A 1,285-nucleotide genomic window follows, 5' to 3' on the forward strand; every position below is an offset into this window, starting at 1 on the left:
ATTCTTCGCGAGAAAGGCTACAAAGGCTCTGCCTCTACTGTGAGCAATTATATTTCCAAACTGAAAAAATCTTTATTTGAAGAACCTCAATTGTTACATGATACGGAGTTTGAATTTGTGAAACGAAAAAGGGTTATCGCCCTTTTGTTCTATTCGAAGAAGACAAAAATCAAATTATCTGAAGAACAAATAAAAGAAATTTACAAATTGCATCCAGACATCGAATCTGTCATAAACTTGGTGAATGACTTTAGGGACATCCTGAAACAAAAAAGAAGTGATGCATTGCAAGTCTGGATTGAAAAAGCAACTGTGTTGCATATTCAACCACTCAACAGCTTTATCAAAGGAATAGAAAGAGACTTAACAGCTGTGAAAAATGGTATCGCTTATGAATATGATAATGGTCTAGCTGAAGGGAAAATTAATAAATTAAAGTTAGTGAAACGCACTATGTATGGCCGGTGTCTGTTCGATTTGTTAAAAATAAAATTTTATTACTTGAATATGAGAAAGGGGGGCTTTTCAACTAACTTTGGAAAGAACCCCTAATATATACCAAGAGGCATGTTTTTATGCAGAAGTTGGTTTATTTAGTCCACATAGAGTCCAGTTATGGTAAAATATAGAGGACAAATGTATAATGAGATTCCAATTCTATTGATGAATTGGAATCTCATTATACATTTGACTATTCGAGGAGAATAGTCATGCATAGAAACATACACGAATTGATCTAATTCTTGGCTACATACAAGAACAATGGGGTCTGTATATAGGTGTACTTTTACCAACTGTCGCAGTTGTTTCTGTTTTTCCTCAATTTGTTTTTGTAAGTGGATAACATCAGATGTAGACATGGGGAAACCTCGCTATTTTTACAGATTGAAATCAACTTTTTTTATAGTATATGTAGTTTTAAAAAATGAAAAGGTAACATGAGATGTGAGGTATTCTATGTGTGAAAAAGGAGGACATTTTTATGAAATCAACAGGTATTGTACGAAAAATCGATGAGCTTGGTCGAGTTGTGATACCGAAGGAAACGAGCCGTACACTCAACATTCACGAAAAAGACCCACTAGAAATATTTGTAGAAGGCGAAACGATTGTTCTACAGAAATATAAATCGTATGGTACTTGTCCCATCACAGGGGAGATTTCTTCCCAGAATATCAAACTAGCGGATGGAAAGCTGACGTTGAGCCCAGAAGGGGCGAAACAACTATTAGCTGAATTAGAACAATGCAAAGTAACGGTATGAGAAGAATAGGGGGCGTACTCG

3 protein-coding genes are annotated in these 1,285 nt (G+C 35.3%); 2 read left to right on the top strand and 1 reads right to left on the bottom strand.

Translation table 11 applies throughout. The annotated features are described in order from the left end of the window. The coding region (locus ATL10_RS30760) for a transposase (protein ID WP_220037394.1) at positions 1 to 552 on the top strand (552 nt) is incomplete at its 5' end. Positions 553 to 593: 41 nt separating this feature from the next. Here ATL10_RS30760 and ATL10_RS30765 read toward each other — a convergent pair. After that, positions 594 to 860 (bottom strand): aspartyl-phosphate phosphatase Spo0E family protein, encoded by a 267-nt coding sequence (locus tag ATL10_RS30765; protein WP_110498398.1) that lies wholly within the window; start codon positions 858 to 860, stop codon positions 594 to 596. Positions 861 to 982: 122 nt separating this feature from the next. On the opposite strand from ATL10_RS30765, the gene ATL10_RS30770 reads away from it, so the two are divergent. Next, a complete protein-coding gene (locus ATL10_RS30770; protein WP_110498400.1) occupies positions 983 to 1,264 on the top strand; it encodes an AbrB/MazE/SpoVT family DNA-binding domain-containing protein in 282 nt (93 codons plus the stop codon). Positions 1,265 to 1,285: the final 21 nt, after the last annotated feature.

Source organism: Bacillus sp. 196mf, assembly GCF_003217275.1.
In the GTDB taxonomy this organism is placed as follows: domain Bacteria; phylum Bacillota; class Bacilli; order Bacillales; family Bacillaceae_G; genus Bacillus_A; species Bacillus_A thuringiensis_S.